Below are 14,426 nucleotides of genomic sequence, written 5' to 3'. Positions count from 1 at the left end.
GGTTCATCATGTCCGCCGTCCAGAAGACCATCTCGCCGATCGACAATTCCGTCTATGTCGAGCGGCCCTATGCCACACCAGCGGAAATCGCCGCGACCTTGCAGCGCGCAGCGGCCGCCCAGAAGGAATGGCGTCGCGTACCGATTGCCGAGCGGGCCAAGATACTGACCCGCTTCGTCGAGGAGTTCCTGAAAGGCAAGGACAAGCACGCCGAGGACATCACGCGGCAGATGGGACGGCCGATCTCGCAAAGCCCCGGCGAGATGCGCGGCTTCGAGGAGCGCGCGCGCTTCATGATCAATCTGGCGCCGGAAGCCCTGGCCGATGTCAGCTATACCGACAAGCCGGGCTTCACCCGCGTGCTGCACCGGGAACCCCTGGGCGTCGTCTTCATCGTGGCGCCTTGGAACTATCCATATCTGACATCCGTCAATGGCGTCGTGCCGGCGCTGATGGCAGGGAATGCGGTGGTCTTCAAGCATTCCGCCCAGACCCCGCTTTGCGCCGAGGATTTCCAGCAGGCTTTCGATGCGGCCGGCCTGCCCAAGGGCCTGTTCCAGACGCTGGTCCTCACCCATGACGACACCGCCAAGGTGATCGCGGCACCCGAAGTCGCCTATGTCAATTTCACCGGCTCGGTGGCCGGCGGCCATGCCGTGCAGCAGGCCGCACTCGGCAAATTCATGGGCTTGGGGCTGGAGCTTGGCGGCAAGGACCCGGCCTATGTGCGGGCCGATGCCAACCTAGCCCACGCGGTCGAGAATTTGGTCGACGGTGCGATGTTCAATTCCGGCCAATGCTGCTGCGCCATCGAGCGCATCTATGTGCATGAGAGCCTCTACGACAAATTCGTCGACGGCTTTGTCGATCTGACCAAAAAGTACAAGCTCGGCAACCCGCTCGACACCGCGACCAATATCGGGCCGATGGTGCGAACCTCGGCCGCGGAATTCGTGCGCGGGCAGATCGACGCCGCGGTAAAGCAAGGCGCCAAGGCGCTGGTCGACCCCGCTCTCTTCCCCGCCAACAAGCCCGGCACACCCTATCTGGCACCGCAGGTGCTTGTGAATGTCGATCACTCGATGTCGGTGATGTCGGAAGAGAGCTTCGGCCCCGTCATCGGCATCATGAAGGTGAAGAATGATGACGAGGCCGTGAAGCTGATGAATGACAGCAAATACGGCCTCACCGCGGCTCTCTGGACCATGGACGAAAAGGCGGCCCGGAAGATCGGCGACGAGATCGAGACCGGCACGGTCTACATGAATCGATGCGATTACCTGGACCCGGCCTTGGCCTGGGTCGGGGTGAAGGATTCAGGGCGTGGTGCCACGCTGTCGCGGGTCGGCTACGAAATGCTGACGCGCCCCAAATCCTTCCACTTCCGCACGCAGCTTTAGCCGCTACTTAACCAACGACCATTCCGCGCTGAGGGTGCCGGTGGCACCCTTCATCTGCGTGCTGCCGGCACCGATGCCGGGAACCGGCCCAATTTTGGCAGGAAGCTCGGCGCTGGCAAGGAACGGAATTTCCTGCGCATGCGGTCCCTGATGCGAACTCTGCACCTGGATCGTGACCGGCGGCGGCGGCCTCATGCTGTAGGTCGTGGTACCCGCGACCAGATCCGTCTCCATCGCCATCACCCATTCGGGCGGCAGCGGTACGGTGCCGGAAGCGGTGACATTGTCGGTATAGGCGCCGTAACCGCCCTCGCCGCCCGAATCGCTGTGGACATAGCTGTCATCGATGGTGACCGTGCCGGAGCAGCTTTCCGGATGCCACATCTGGTAGCGTACTGGCCCCATGTCGGGCGTGAGACCAGCCATGGCCGCTTTGGCTTCCGGCGCCTTCTGTGCCATCGCCTGCATCTCGGCGGTCTGCGACAGCTTCATGGCCATGGCCGTGAGACAAGCCTCGTCATCGCCGCAGGCCGCAGCACCCGCTTCGATCTGCGCCATCATGTCCTCGCTCGGCCCATAATCCTGGGCGAATGCCTCGACATCCGCCTGCGCCTGGGCTTGCGCGGCTTCCTGCTCGGCGCTCATGCCCTCGCTGCCGACCTGACTGGCCGGCGCAGCACGCATGACGCATTGGGCCGTCATGACACGGTGCACGTTGGCGCTGTGCCAGTCGCCCTTTGACTGGTCCCTGACCGTCAACTTGACGGCAATTGTCGCGGCTGTCCCTTCCGGCGAAGGATCAATGGCAAAGGCAGAAGTGATGGGTAATCCGAAAATCGCGATGGCTGTCAAAAGTTTGAGCCGCATCGGTCGCTCCCTTACATTTTGTCCCGAGATGGCCGGAGGTTAACCGCGCCTTATTAAGGCCTCAAGTCATCGCAATGCTCCAAAGCGTGCGGGTCGTCACAATATGGCAAGTTCCCGTACCGCCATGGCTATCGACCGCCGTCATGGCTTCCCCGTAGAATGCGGCCGGACAACAAGACGGAGCCTTTACAATGCAAGGTAGAAGCTGGCTGGTCTGGGCATTGATCGTCGTCGGGGGGATCGCCGTCATATCCCTGATCGGCAGCCAATTGGGTGGCGCGCTCGACGACGAGCACACGCGGATGCGTTTCGTCTATCTGATTGCTCTCCTCGTTGTAATGGGTGGCGGTTTCTTCGTGCGCCTGCGCTACGATACGAGCCGTACCTTGGGACAACTCGCGATCTGGGTCGCGATCTTCGCGGGCTTCGTCCTGCTCTATTCCTTCCGCGGCGAATTCGGCATGCTGGGCGCGCGGCTCAGCGGCGAATTGATGCCGCTCGACGGGCGGGTCGAAAGCGATCACAGCATCAGTTTTCCGATGGCGGAGAACGGCCATTACCGGGTGCGCGCGATGGCCGACGGCGTGCCGCTCGATTTCACCATCGATACCGGTGCGACCGACGTGGTTCTGTCGCCACGCGATGCGGAGCGGCTGGGTTTCGATCTCGATCAACTGCAATTCACGAAGATCGCCGAGACGGCCAATGGTCTGGTCCGCGGCGCGCCGGTGGAGATTCTCAATTTTGCGATTGGGCCGATCGTGATCAACAACCTGCCAGCAACGGTGAACGAAGCCGATATGTCGGATTCGCTCCTCGGCATGGAATTCCTGCGCCGTCTGAGGTCCTGGCGCGTTGAGAACGAGCGGCTGACTTTGGAGCAGTAATCAGCGCTGCAGCACCTGGCGGCAGCGGGATTCGCGGGCTTGCCAGCCGCGGCGCTGGAGCTCCGGTTCGATGTGGTCGTCCTGCGGGAATCCCAGGCAGAGATAGGCGACGAAGGACCAATCGGCGGGCACGTCGAGGCTGGCCTTGGCGGCAGCAGGATCGATGATCGAAACCCAGCCGAGGCCGAGGCCTTGAGTGCGTGCGGCCAGCCAGAGGGTGTGGATGGCGAGGACCGCCGAATAGCGCAGGGTCTCCGGCATGGTCATGCGGCCGAGCCCGGCCCCCTGCTCGGTCATCTCATCACAGAAGACGGCGAAATGGCGCGGCGCCTGGCGAAGCCCTGCCAGTTTCAGCTGGGCGTAAAGCTGCGCCTTCTCGCCTTCGTAATTCGAGAGGGCGGCCGTATTGGCCTCTTCGAAATTGGCAATGATCGCGGCACGGCGAGCGGGATCGTCGACGCTGACGAAGCGCCAGGGCTGGGCATTGCCGACGGACGGCGCCAAAGTGGTGAGGTCAAGCAGATGCTCGACCAGATCCGCCGGAATCGGATCGGTGCGGAAATGGCGCACATCGCGGCGCCAGGCGAGAAGCTGTTCGAAATCCTGTTCGAAGCCTGCGCCGAATTGGGGTCCGTTCATGCCGCCTGTTTTTGCTGGTCGATCAAGGCCACGATCCCGGCCATGATGGCGTTGAGATCGTAATCCTTGGGCGTATAGACCCGCGCCACGCCGAATTCCAGCAGCCTTTTTTCGTCCTCGGGCGGGATGATGCCGCCCACCACCACGGGAACGTCAGTCAAGCCCAGTCCCCGCATTCGCTCCATCACCTCGCCCACCAGAGCGATATGCGAGCCAGAGAGGATCGAGAGGCCGACCACATGCACCCCCTCCTCCAGCGCCGCATTGACGATCTGGGCGGGGGTGAGGCGGATGCCCTCATAGACCACTTCCATGCCGGCGTCGCGGGCGCGGACGGCGATCTGTTCGGCGCCGTTGGAATGGCCGTCGAGGCCGGGCTTGCCGACCAGGATCTTCAAACGCCGGCCGAGCCGGCGGCTGGCTGCCTCGACCTTCTCCCGCACCGCTTCGACGCGGGTGGAGCTCTGGTCGATGCTGGCCCGGGCGACGCCCGTGGGTGCCCGGTATTCGCCAAAGACGCGGCGCAGCGTTTCGCCCCATTCGCCGGTGGTGCAGCCGGCATGAGCACAGGCGATCGAAGCCTCCATCACGTTCCGGCCGGAACGGGCATCGGCTTCGAGTTTCCGCAGCGCCGCTTCCGCCGCTGCATTGTCGCGGGCAGCGCGCCAGGCCTTCAATGCTGCGACCTGATCGATCTCAGCCTGATCGTCGATGGTGAGGAAGCCACCATCGCCGCCGGCAAGCAAAGGCGACGGTGCACTCTCGGTGTATTTGTTGACGCCGACGACGGTCTGGGTGCCGCTTTCGATCGCGGCCAGACGCCGGGCATTGGATTCGACCAGACGCTGCTTCATGTAACTCGCCTCAACGGCGGCCACGGCGCCGCCCATCTCGGCGATGCGGGCAAGCTCATCGCGCGCTTCCGTTTTCAATTCCTCGACCTTGCGGGTGATCTCGGTGGAGCCGTCGAAGATGTCGCCGAAATCAAGGAGGTCGGTTTCGAAGGCGACGATCTGTTGCAGTCGCAACGACCATTGCTGATCCCAGGGGCGCGGCAGGCCTAAGGCCTCGTTCCAGGCCGGCAATTGCACGGCGCGGGCGCGGGCGTTCTTGGAGAGAGTCACTGCCAGCATCTCAAGCAGGATGCGGTAGACATTGTTTTCCGGCTGTTGCTCGGTCAAGCCGAGGCTGTTGACCTGCACGCCGTAGCGGAAGCGGCGCAGCTTTTCATCCTCGACCCCGTAGCGCTCGCGGCAGATCTCGTCCCACAATTCGGTGAAGGCGCGCATCTTGCAGATTTCGGTGATGAAGCGCAGGCCGGCATTGACGAAGAAGCTGATGCGCCCCACGACCTGCGGGAAATCTTCTGCCGGCACCTGGCCTGACGCCTTCACATGGTCGAGCACGGCGATCGCGGTCGCCAGAGCATAAGCGAGTTCCTGGACCGGCGTCGCCCCCGCTTCCTGCAGATGATAGGAGCAGACATTGGTCGGGTTCCATTTCGGCACCTCGCGATAGGTGAAGCTGATCACGTCGGTGATCAGCCTGAGCGAGGGTTCCGGCGGGAAGATGTAGGTGCCGCGCGAGAGGTATTCCTTGATGATGTCGTTCTGCACCGTGCCCTGTAGCGCGGCGCGGGGTGCCCCCTGCTTCTCGGCCGCGGCGATATAGAGCGCCAGCAACCAGGGTGCCGTCGCATTGATGGTCATCGAGGTGTTCATCTGGTCGAGCGGCAGCCCGTCGAACAGCGCCGTCATGTCGCCGAGATGGCTGATGGGGACACCCACTTTGCCGACCTCGCCCTTGGCCAGGACATGATCGGAATCATAGCCGGTCTGGGTGGGGAGATCGAAGGCAACGCTGAGACCCGTCTGGCCGCGCGCGAGATTGGTGCGGTAGAGCGCGTTCGAGGCCTTGGCCGAGGAATGACCGGAATAGGTCCGGAACAGCCAGGGCTGGTCTCTTTTGGGTGTCGGTTGGCTCATCGGCTTGATCTCCCGGCGGCGTTTATTGCTTTTGTGCAGCGCAATATAGAGGGATTTCCACCCGCCACGCAAGATCAGGCCGAATGAGGCTATGTATTTATAATATTATTAGCGATCATGGGGTGCATCTTCCGGCCAGCATGGCAGATCGTCATCGATTTTCAGCCAGGAAACCCGATCGGAGGTCCAGCCATGGCCACCTGGCACCAGCGACGAGGGATCGTCTACCGTCCCCAGCATGATGCCGATGGTCTCGCCGCCGCTCATATAGACCGGCGAGCCGCAATCGTCGCAGAAATGCCGCTGGTAGAGCGGCGAAGACTGAAAGGCCTTCGGCGTGCCGGCCAGAATCTCGAACTGCCCCACCGGAACCTGCGCCCAGGCCGTCACCGGCGCCCCGCTCCAGCGCTGGCACTTCTTGCAATGGCAGTAATCGGCAATGGCGCCGGCGGGATCGAAGCGGTAGCGCAAGGCACCGCACATGCAGCGGCCGGTGAGTGACGTCATATCAAGCTCCTGGCAGTGGATGCCCGGGTCAAGCCCGGGCATGACGAACTACAAAATATGCGTCATGGCCGGGCGAAGACCCGGCCATCCACTTTATCAGAAGGCACCTCAAACCGCCTTCAACGCGTTCAAGACATCCTCGGTGAGATCGCCGGCATCCTCAAGGCCCACGGAGAGGCGAATGAGGCCGTCACCGATGCCTTGGACCGCGCGCTGTTCGGCGGTGAGGCGCTGATGCGTCGTGGTCATGGGATGCGTCGCCAGCGACTTTGAATCGCCGAGGTTGTTCGAAATCAGCACCAGTTCGAGCGCATTGAGGAACTTGAAGGCCGCCGGCTTGCCGCCCGCGACGCTGAGCGAGAGCATGGTGCCGCCACCGCTCATCTGCTTTTGCGCCAGCGCATATTGCGGGAAATCCTTGAGGCCGGGATAGAGCACCGCCTGGAGCTTGTTGTGGCCCTGCAGGGCCGTGGCGATCTTGAGGGCACTCTCACATTGCTTGGAAACACGCAGATCCAGCGTTTCCAGGCCCTTGAGCAGCGTCCAGGCATTGATCGGGCTGAGGCTGGGGCCGGTATGGCGGATGAAAGGCTGCAGGGTCTCGTTGATGAACTTCTCGGAACCGAGGATGACGCCGCCCAGACACCGACCCTGGCCGTCGATATGCTTGGTCGCAGAATAGACCACGACGTCCGCACCCAATTGCAGCGGCTGCTGCAGCAAGGGTGTAGCAAAGACGTTGTCGACCACGACGTTGGCCCCCGCCTGATGGGCGAGGTCGCAGACCGCCTTCAGATCCACGAGGCGCAGGCTGGGATTGCTGGGCGTTTCCAGGAACACGGCCTTGGTCGGCTTGGCGAGTGCGGTCTTCCACTGATCGAGATCGCGGCCATCGACGAAGACCGTCTCGATTCCCCATTTCGGCAGGATCTCGGCCAGGATGAACTGGCAGGAACCGAAGAGCGCATCCGAGGCAACCACGCGGTCGCCGGCCTTCACCTGACAGGCCAAAGCGGCAAAGACAGCCGCCATGCCGGATGAGGTCGCGCGCGCGGCCTCGGCGCCCTCGATCGTGGCCATGCGTTGCTCGAACATGGCGACGGTCGGGTTGCCGAAGCGCGAATAGACGAAACGGGGCTGGGAATTGTCGAAGGCGGCCTCGGCCTCCTCGGCGCTTTCATAGACGTAACCCGAGGTCATGTAGATGGTCTCGGACGTCTCTTTGAATTGGCTGCGGGTCTGGCCGGCATGGACCAGCTTGGTCGCCGCTTTCCAGCTCTTCTTGATATCGCGTGTCACCGTCATGTTCGCCTCGCTCAGCCCGACATCCGGGCACAAAAAAACCCCGACCGACAAGGCCGAGGCTTGGGCGACATGGATCGCTTACCTGGACCTTTTAGCGTTTCGTTTAACGTGGCCGCAATCCGGCACAAATCACCACGGAGCACCGAACGAGCCGGCGCGTCGGCGGTCTTTAAGCCATGGCTGGGGGCGGATTGTCAAGACCGACCGGTCGCTTGAGCCAACAGGACAGTCTTGCTATCTTTCGCTGTACTGCCGGAAACGGCGCTGTTTTCAAGGGGGTCGCGTGACACCGGATCATTCGCTTCGCATTCAGCCGACCAGAACCAACGCGCCCAGTTCCGATACCCTGTCACCCCCACCCCCCCCACCCACCGTTCCGTCACCCTCGCCCATTCTTGCCGCCGGCGGGCCGCATACCGGCTTCGTCTATGACGGCAAGCTTGGCGAGCTTTACGGCATCTTCCTGCCGAACCTGTTGTGGACGATCCTGACCCTTACCGTCTTTCGCTTCTGGGCGAAGACAAGGATGCGGCGCTATCTGTGGTCACGCACCAGCCTCAATGGCGACCGCTTCGAATATACCGGTACCGGCGGCGAGATGTTTCTCGGTTTTCTGATCGTGATGCCGGTTTACGTCTTATTCTTCCTAGGTCTGCAGGCTGTGCACTATGGCTTCGATATCAATCCCGCTGCATTGTTCGTCGTTCAGATCGTGGCTGGCTTCCTCGTCTTCTATCTGACTTTCGTCGCGCAATATGCCGCGCAGCGCTACCGCCTGACCCGCACGCTCTGGCGCGGCATTCGTGGCGGCATGACGGGATCAGCCTGGAGTTGGGGTTCGAAGGGAATGCTCTTCGCATTCCTTTCGGGACTCACCTTGAGCCTCGCCTGGCCCTGGACACAGATGCAACTACTCAGCGACCGCATCAACAATTCATACTTTGGCGACGCCAAGGCGCAGGCAGATCTGAAGTCCGGCCCGGTCTACGTAACTTATTTTGTCGCAATTCTTTGTGTCGTCGGCGGCCTAGTGATCATGACGATGGCCTTTGGTGCTTTATTTGCTGCAATCTACAAATGGTTCGAGTTTGATTTCTCAGATCCAATTGCCCTTCAGCAATCCACCGAGTTTATGATTGTCTCCACTGTATCCGTCGTAATCGGCTATTTGTGTTTCGCGCTGCTTGTTGTCGTTGCCTTCAGCTTCTATCAAGTCGCGGTCGCACGCGAGGTAGCTGCCAAACTTCACCTGGGCGGGTTGCGCTTCGCCACGCCGGTCACCGCAGGCCGCATTATGGGTCGCTATGTCGGCAACATTCTGATCATCGTCTTCACGCTCGGCTTTGGCTTGCCGATCGCCATTCATCGCACCATGTTGTTCCTGGCCGCGAATATCGAGGTCGTCGGCGAGATCGAGGGATCGGACATCACCCATGCCAATCTGCCGCGCCCGAAAGCCGGCGAAGGTTTGCTGGAGGCATTCGATCCGGGGATTTTGTGACACGCCCAAGGCACTTTGAAACGTCATGCCCGGGCTTGACCCGGGCATCAGTCAGTCGGCGATAGTCATAGCCCAGTCGCTCCCGATCCCCGGGTCAAGCCCGGGGATGACGATTGTTCATTAGTTTTACGAGGACCCACCATTGGCCGAAGATCGCTATTACGACGGCAAGACGGCGAAGGCGCATCGGCCGCTCATTCACATCTTGGGCGAAGAATTGGTGATCGGTTCGGCGGAAGCACCGGAACTGGATCGCTGGCCCTTTGCCGATATCCGCGTGATCGATGTCAACAAGGTGACGGGCGGCATGAATTTCGGCCGCCTCAGCGATCCGGCGCCGCGGCTGCTGCTGCTGGATTCGCCGCAGCGGCAGGAATTACTCGCCGCCCAACCGCAGCTTGCCAGTTGGAAGATGCGGGAAGCCAAACGCGGCTTCGTGGTCGGCGCCAGCTGGACCGTTGTCGGCCTTACGATCGCCGCTGTCTTCTTCTTCGGCTGGCGGCATGGCGCTGCCGCCCTGGCGCAATTCGTGCCGAAGGAATGGGAAGAACGCGTCGGCAAAAAGATCCACACCGCCCTTACCGAGAATTTCGAGACCTGTACTGGGCAGGACGGCAGCGAGGCCTTGCGCGCCTTGGCCGACAAATTGCTGCCCGAGGGCTTGGAGATCAGCCTCGATGTCATCGATCTCAAACTGCCCAATGCCGTCGCCATTCCCGGCGATCACGTGATCGTCAGCAGCGGCCTCATCGAAATGGCGGATTCGCCCGACATGGTGGCCGGCGTTCTCGCCCATGAGATCGCGCATCTTGAGCTCCGGCATCCGACGCAGAGTGTCATCAGCAATCTGGGTCTTGCAGCAACGTTCAGCATCATCCTGGGCGGATCGGGTGCCGGCGATGTCGCCTATCTTGCGACCATGCTCTCCTATTCGCGCGACATGGAGACCGAGGCCGATCTTCGGGGCATCGAATTGCTGCGTGAAGCCGGACTCAAGGCAAATGGCCTCGCCGCTTTCTTCAAGGCCTTGGCCGAGGAAACTAAGGATGACGGTGACGACCTGATGCCGGATTGGCTCTCAACCCATCCCGGCCTCAGCGACCGTGCCGAATATTCGGCGGTGGATGACAGCGGCGCCACGGCGATGAGCGATGCGGAATGGCAGGCGCTGCGGAAGATTTGCGGCGCGAAGTGAGGCCCGAAAGGCTTCCTGAGGATGGGTTACGACCAAAGTATGGTGCGCCGCCGCGATGAATAAATAATATTATTTCCGTTATATAGCCGTATCCAGTTACATCCGTACGAAAATTTCCTCGTTAACGTATTTTTGTATCCCGTCACCCTTGACGATGCTGCATCCGCGAAGGCAGGATGGTGGCGATGCTGCATTGGCTAACGCCCGCTAAGAGGCGAATCAGGCCCGCAAATTGGCAAGGATGGGAATACGACATGAGCGAGAGTGCGAAGGTTGTGGCGATTGAGACGAAAGCCGGCGACGGCCAGCAGGCTGCCCCGAAGGCGGCGCCGCTGACCGGCAAGAACATCTATGAGATCGGCGAGATCCCGCCCTTGGGCTATCTGCCGCCGCAGATGTATGCCTGGGCGATCCGGCGTGATCGCCACGGCCCGCCCGAGCAGGCCATGCTGGTCGAAGCCGTGGAGACGCCACAGCCGGACCAGGACGAGGTCATCGTCATGGTGATGGCCGCGGGCGTCAATTACAACGGCGTCTGGGCGGGCCTCGGCAAGCCGATCTCGCCCTTCGACGTGCACAAGGCCGAGTATCACATCGCCGGTTCCGATGCCGCGGGCATCGTCTGGGCGGTTGGTTCCAAGGTAAAGCGCTGGAAGGTCGGCGATGAAGTCGTCGTGCATTGCAATCAGGACGATGGCGATGACGAGGAATGCAATGGCGGCGACCCGATGTTCTCGCCCAGCCAGCGCATCTGGGGCTACGAGACGCCGGACGGCTCCTTCGCCCAGTTCTGCAAGGTGCAAGGCCGGCAGTTGATGCCACGCGCCAAGCATCTGACCTGGGAAGAGAGCGCCTGCTACACGCTGACGCTGGCCACCGCCTATCGCATGCTGTTCGGGCACCGGCCGCATATCCTGCGCCCGGGCCACAATGTGCTGATCTGGGGTGCCTCCGGCGGCCTCGGCTCGATGGCGGTGCAGCTTTGCGCCACCGCCGGTGCCAATGCGATCGGCATCATCTCGGATGAATCGAAGCGTGAATTCGTGATGTCGCTGGGCGCCAAGGGCGTCATCAACCGCAACGATTTCGATTGCTGGGGCCAGCTTCCCGATGTCGACGACACCGCTGGCTATAACGAATACATGAAAAAGTGCCGCGCCTTCGGCAAGGCGATCTGGGACGTGACCGGCAAGGGCAACGACGTCGATTTCGTGTTCGAGCATCCGGGCGAGCAGACCTTTCCGGTTTCGTGCTTCGTGGTGAAGCGCGGCGGCATGGTCGTGTTCTGCGCCGGCACCACCGGCTACAACCTCACCTTCGACGCGCGCTTCGTCTGGATGCGGCAGAAGCGCATCCAGGGCAGCCATTTCGCCAATCTGCTGCAGGCGAGTCAGGCCAACAATTTGGTGATTGAGCGCCGCATCGATCCCTGCATGTCGGAAGTCTTCTCGTGGGAAGACATCCCGGCCGCCCATACCAAGATGTGGAAGAACCAGCACAAGCCCGGCAACATGGCCGTACTGGTCCAGGCCAAGCGCCCCGGCCGCCGCACCCTCGAAGACTGCACCGAGGAATAAGTCATGCCGGTGGCTTTGAATACAGGAGGTGCAGCACCCTCGCCGCGCCTTCCGGATCTCCTTGCCCGCTGTCAGCGCGGCCTCAACGCTGCTGAGGCGGTTCTCCAGGACGTGCGCGGCCGCCTGATCGGCAGTATCACCGCCGGCGGCCGCGTCGATGCCAAGGCACTCGATGCCCAGCAATTCGTGGCCCATGGCTATGCCTGGCTCGCCACCTATGTGACGGGCCTGGAGCAGATGCTGGCCTGGGCGAAGCGGCTCGATGCGAGCGGGCGTTCCCAGGAGCGCGAGCAACTCATCCTGCAGATCGCCTTCGGTGAGTACCTGTCGCAGATCAAGGGCGGCTTCCCGATGGCGCAGGGCGAGATCGTGCGTCTGGCAGATTTCGGCCTCGACGGATTCGCGTTCGAGGATGACCTCCTCGCCCACGGCAACTCCCCGGCGGCACGCGCGCGTTTGGCCGAGCTCATTGCCGAAGGCGATTTCGGTGAAGCCGCCCTCGACGATGAATCGCTCGGCATCATCCGCGACCAGTTCCATGCCTTTGCCGAGGACCATGTCGAAGCGGCGCATCAGTGGCATCTCAAGGACGAGCTGATTCCGCTTGAGGTGATCGGCGCGCTCGCCGAGATGGGCGTCTTCGGCCTGACCGTGCCGGAGGAATTCGGCGGGTCCGGCATGGGCAAGCTCGCCATGTGCGTGGTGACCGAAGAGCTTTCGCGCGGTTATATCGGCCTCGGCTCGCTCGGCACGCGCTCGGAGATCGCTGCGGAACTCATCCGCCTGGGCGGCACCGAGGCGCAAAAGCAATATTGGCTGCCGAAGATCGCGAGCGGCGAGATCCTGCCGACCGCCGTCTTCACCGAACCAAATACCGGTTCCGACCTGGGAAGCTTGCGCACCCGCGCGGTGAAACAGGGCGAGGTCTATCGCATCACCGGCAACAAGACCTGGATCACCCATGCCAGCCGCACCGATGTGATGACGCTGCTGGCGCGGACCGATCCCAACAGCAGCGATTACCGTGGCCTTTCGATGTTCCTGGCCGAGAAGCCGCGTGGTACGGCCAGCGATCCCTTCCCCGCCACCGGCATGACCGGCGGCGAGATCGGCGTCCTCGGCTATCGCGGCATGAAGGAGTACGAGCTCGGCTTCGACGGGTTCGAGGTGAAGGCCGAGAATCTTCTGGGCGGCCAGGAAGGCGAAGGCTTCAAGCAATTGATGGCGACCTTCGAGAGCGCCCGTATCCAGACCGCAGCCCGCGCCGTCGGCGTCGCGCAATGCGCACTGGAACTCGGCCTCAAATACGCCCGCGAGCGCGTGCAATTCGGGCAACCGATCTATGCCTTCCCGCGCATTCACGGCAAGCTGGCCTGGATGGCGGTCGAGACCATGATCGCGCGCCAGCTCACCTATTTCGCCGCGCGCGAGAAGGACAGCGACCGGCGCTGCGACATTCCTGCCGGCATGGCGAAACTGCTGGGCGCGCGTGTCGCCTGGTCCAACGCCGACAACGCCCTGCAGATCCATGGCGGCAATGGCTATGCCCAGGAATACAAGATCAGCCGCGTGCTGTGCGATGCGCGCATCCTCAACATCTTCGAGGGTGCCGCGGAGATCCAGGCGCAGGTCGTCGCGCGGGGTTTGCTGAGCGGCCGGAACTGATCCAGCCAGTCACGTCATTCAGATGGAATCGCCGCTGAGCCCGTGATGCGCGAATTCCGGCGCGTGGCGACGGCGGTTGGTGACCATGCGCTCATGCAGGGAGCGGATGGCATTGCTGCCGGTCCGGACACAGAGGCCGGGGACCAAGGCATGAAGGAAGCAGGCAAGGCTCGCGATGAACAGTTGGGTGCCGAAGCTCAAGGCAACGCCCATATGCTCGAAATAGCCTTCATCGACCGACCGGGGGTGTTCCAGGAACATCTTGTCGATCATCGGCCGGCTCTCCCGCGGGTTTCGTGTTTCCTCTACGGGCGAATAGTACAAACCATTCCGACGAAATTTTTCCCAAATAATTGCTCATAACTTGCCATATACGAGATTTTATCCCATACTATAGACAATTATGGAGAAAAAATCCTCACCTGAGCTTGATCGCCAGGATTCCCGCATCCTGGCAGCTCTCCAGGCCGATTCGAGTCAGGCGATTGCGGAGCTCGCGGAAACCGTGGGGCTTTCCACCAATGCCTGCTGGCGCCGGATCAAGCGGCTGGAGGAACTGGGGGTGATCCGGGGACGCGTCGCTTTGCTCGATCCCGAGAAACTCAGGCTCGGCGTCACCGTCTTCGTCTCGGTCCGTACCAACGAACACAATGATGCCTGGCTGCAGCAATTCGATGCCGCGGTCGCCCAGATTCCCGAAGTGGTCGAGCTCTATCGCATGAGCGGCGACATCGATTACCTGATGAAGATCGTCGTCGCCGACATCGCCCATTACGACCGCGTCTACAAGCGGCTGATCAAAGCGGTGCGGTTAACGGATGTCAGTTCCAGCTTCGCCATGGAGCAGATGAAGTATACGACCGCTTTGCCCGTGCTGGATTCGACGCTGCGCGATTGA

At 61.9% G+C, this 14,426-nt stretch carries 13 protein-coding genes and 1 riboswitch; of the genes, 7 read left to right on the top strand and 6 right to left on the bottom strand.

Annotated features, from left to right (window positions below; translation table 11 throughout):
* Positions 1 to 8 precede the first annotated feature (8 nt).
* Positions 9 to 1,400 (top strand): aldehyde dehydrogenase family protein, encoded by a 1,392-nt coding sequence (locus ACE3PR_RS16395; protein WP_374374095.1) that lies wholly within the window; start codon positions 9 to 11, stop codon positions 1,398 to 1,400.
* A 3-nt stretch (positions 1,401 to 1,403) separates the two neighbouring features.
* Here ACE3PR_RS16395 and ACE3PR_RS16390 read toward each other — a convergent pair whose 3' ends face one another.
* Positions 1,404 to 2,267, bottom strand: a complete 864-nt coding sequence (locus ACE3PR_RS16390) for a hypothetical protein (protein WP_374374092.1) — start codon at positions 2,265 to 2,267, stop codon at positions 1,404 to 1,406.
* A gap of 191 nt (positions 2,268 to 2,458) precedes the next feature.
* Here ACE3PR_RS16390 and ACE3PR_RS16385 point away from each other — a divergent pair, with 191 nt between their 5' ends.
* Positions 2,459 to 3,154 (top strand): TIGR02281 family clan AA aspartic protease, encoded by a 696-nt coding sequence (locus ACE3PR_RS16385; RefSeq protein ID WP_374374090.1) that lies wholly within the window; start codon positions 2,459 to 2,461, stop codon positions 3,152 to 3,154.
* Here the strand turns inward: ACE3PR_RS16385 and bluB are convergent, their stop codons facing one another.
* From bluB to metZ, 4 genes are all read right to left on the bottom strand, one after another.
* Positions 3,155 to 3,793, bottom strand: coding sequence for a 5,6-dimethylbenzimidazole synthase (bluB, locus tag ACE3PR_RS16380; protein ID WP_374374088.1), 639 nt, complete (start codon positions 3,791 to 3,793; stop codon positions 3,155 to 3,157).
* On the bottom strand, positions 3,790 to 5,778 hold the full coding sequence (locus tag ACE3PR_RS16375; protein WP_374374086.1) for a methylmalonyl-CoA mutase family protein: 1,989 nt from the start codon (positions 5,776 to 5,778) through the stop codon (positions 3,790 to 3,792). The genes bluB and ACE3PR_RS16375 overlap by 4 nt, the downstream gene beginning before the upstream one ends.
* Positions 5,779 to 5,886: 108 nt before the next feature.
* Positions 5,887 to 6,285 (bottom strand): GFA family protein, encoded by a 399-nt coding sequence (locus ACE3PR_RS16370; RefSeq protein ID WP_374374084.1) that lies wholly within the window; start codon positions 6,283 to 6,285, stop codon positions 5,887 to 5,889.
* Between the two features lie 108 nt (positions 6,286 to 6,393).
* Positions 6,394 to 7,590 carry an O-succinylhomoserine sulfhydrylase gene (metZ, locus tag ACE3PR_RS16365; RefSeq protein WP_374374082.1) on the bottom strand — a complete coding sequence of 399 codons (1,197 nt, stop codon included), beginning with the start codon at positions 7,588 to 7,590 and terminating at the stop codon, positions 6,394 to 6,396.
* Positions 7,591 to 7,661: 71 nt separating this feature from the next.
* Positions 7,662 to 7,736, bottom strand: a riboswitch (SAM riboswitch).
* Positions 7,737 to 7,873: 137 nt separating this feature from the next.
* Between metZ and ACE3PR_RS16360 the strand changes: the two genes are divergently transcribed.
* From ACE3PR_RS16360 to ACE3PR_RS16345, 4 genes are all read left to right on the top strand, one after another.
* Positions 7,874 to 9,091, top strand: a complete 1,218-nt coding sequence (locus tag ACE3PR_RS16360) for a YjgN family protein (RefSeq protein ID WP_374374080.1) — start codon at positions 7,874 to 7,876, stop codon at positions 9,089 to 9,091.
* A 142-nt stretch (positions 9,092 to 9,233) separates the two neighbouring features.
* A complete protein-coding gene (locus tag ACE3PR_RS16355) occupies positions 9,234 to 10,286 on the top strand; it encodes a M48 family metallopeptidase (protein WP_374374078.1) in 1,053 nt (350 codons plus the stop codon).
* A gap of 254 nt (positions 10,287 to 10,540) precedes the next feature.
* Positions 10,541 to 11,863 (top strand): crotonyl-CoA carboxylase/reductase, encoded by a 1,323-nt coding sequence (ccrA, locus tag ACE3PR_RS16350; protein WP_374374075.1) that lies wholly within the window; start codon positions 10,541 to 10,543, stop codon positions 11,861 to 11,863.
* A 3-nt stretch (positions 11,864 to 11,866) separates the two neighbouring features.
* Positions 11,867 to 13,528 carry an acyl-CoA dehydrogenase family protein gene (locus ACE3PR_RS16345; RefSeq protein WP_374374073.1) on the top strand — a complete coding sequence of 554 codons (1,662 nt, stop codon included), beginning with the start codon at positions 11,867 to 11,869 and terminating at the stop codon, positions 13,526 to 13,528.
* 18 nt (positions 13,529 to 13,546) lie between these two features.
* Here the strand turns inward: ACE3PR_RS16345 and ACE3PR_RS16340 are convergent, their stop codons facing one another.
* Positions 13,547 to 13,801 (bottom strand): DUF6356 family protein, encoded by a 255-nt coding sequence (locus ACE3PR_RS16340; RefSeq protein ID WP_374374071.1) that lies wholly within the window; start codon positions 13,799 to 13,801, stop codon positions 13,547 to 13,549.
* A 130-nt stretch (positions 13,802 to 13,931) separates the two neighbouring features.
* On the opposite strand from ACE3PR_RS16340, the gene ACE3PR_RS16335 reads away from it, so the two are divergent.
* On the top strand, positions 13,932 to 14,426 hold the full coding sequence (locus tag ACE3PR_RS16335; protein ID WP_374374069.1) for an Lrp/AsnC family transcriptional regulator: 495 nt from the start codon (positions 13,932 to 13,934) through the stop codon (positions 14,424 to 14,426).

The sequence above is a fragment of the Dongia sp. genome (assembly GCF_041909655.1).
GTDB lineage: Bacteria > Pseudomonadota > Alphaproteobacteria > Dongiales > Dongiaceae > Dongia.
The sequence above is the reverse complement of the archived record's forward strand: the minus strand, read 5'-3'. Positions and strand labels throughout refer to the sequence as shown.

Coding starts and splice junctions, on each gene's coding strand:
- ccrA (WP_374374075.1), top strand. CDS start 10,541: ATGAGCGAGAGTGCGAAGGTTGTGGCGATTGAGACGAAAGCCGGCGAC.
- ACE3PR_RS16385 (WP_374374090.1), top strand. CDS start 2,459: ATGCAAGGTAGAAGCTGGCTGGTCTGGGCATTGATCGTCGTCGGGGGG.
- ACE3PR_RS16395 (WP_374374095.1), top strand. CDS start 9: ATGTCCGCCGTCCAGAAGACCATCTCGCCGATCGACAATTCCGTCTAT.
- ACE3PR_RS16345 (WP_374374073.1), top strand. CDS start 11,867: ATGCCGGTGGCTTTGAATACAGGAGGTGCAGCACCCTCGCCGCGCCTT.
- ACE3PR_RS16375 (WP_374374086.1), bottom strand. CDS start 5,778: ATGAGCCAACCGACACCCAAAAGAGACCAGCCCTGGCTGTTCCGGACC.
- ACE3PR_RS16390 (WP_374374092.1), bottom strand. CDS start 2,267: ATGCGGCTCAAACTTTTGACAGCCATCGCGATTTTCGGATTACCCATC.
- bluB (WP_374374088.1), bottom strand. CDS start 3,793: ATGAACGGACCCCAATTCGGCGCAGGCTTCGAACAGGATTTCGAACAG.
- metZ (WP_374374082.1), bottom strand. CDS start 7,590: ATGACGGTGACACGCGATATCAAGAAGAGCTGGAAAGCGGCGACCAAG.
- ACE3PR_RS16335 (WP_374374069.1), top strand. CDS start 13,932: ATGGAGAAAAAATCCTCACCTGAGCTTGATCGCCAGGATTCCCGCATC.
- ACE3PR_RS16370 (WP_374374084.1), bottom strand. CDS start 6,285: ATGACGTCACTCACCGGCCGCTGCATGTGCGGTGCCTTGCGCTACCGC.
- ACE3PR_RS16340 (WP_374374071.1), bottom strand. CDS start 13,801: ATGATCGACAAGATGTTCCTGGAACACCCCCGGTCGGTCGATGAAGGC.